Here is a 414-nt window from a genome sequence, read left to right on the forward strand (position 1 = left end):
AGCGGCTAAAGAATGAAGTGGCGGTCGAGCGCCTGGTCGAGTCGGCCGGCATCGCCCTGAAAAAGTCCGGCAAGGACCGCATCGGCGTGTGCCCCTTCCACGAGGACAGCGAGCCGTCGCTGGTGGTCACGCCCGCAAAAAACCTGTGGCACTGCTTCGGCTGCCAGATTGGCGGCGGGCCGATCGACTGGGTGATGAAGTTCCGGGGCGTATCGTTCCGGCACGCGGTGGAACTGCTCAAGGCCGATCCTGCCTTAGCCGCCGGTGTGCAGGCCGCCGCCGGCACACCGCAAGAGCGCAGCACGGCGCGCAGCCTGCCGGCGCCGGTGTCGTTCGACGCCGACGACCAGGCGCTGCTGAACCAGGTGATCGGCTACTACCACGAGACCCTGGCGCAGTCGCCGGAGGCGCTGG

Annotated in this window: 1 protein-coding gene; it reads left to right on the forward strand. The window is 68.1% G+C overall.

What is annotated here, in order from left to right:
• On the forward strand, positions 1 to 414 hold a 414-nt coding region (locus F2P45_RS37570), incomplete at both ends, for a CHC2 zinc finger domain-containing protein (protein WP_229505451.1).

The organism is Massilia mucilaginosa, assembly GCF_011682145.1.
Taxonomy (GTDB): domain Bacteria; phylum Pseudomonadota; class Gammaproteobacteria; order Burkholderiales; family Burkholderiaceae_D; genus Telluria_A; species Telluria_A mucilaginosa.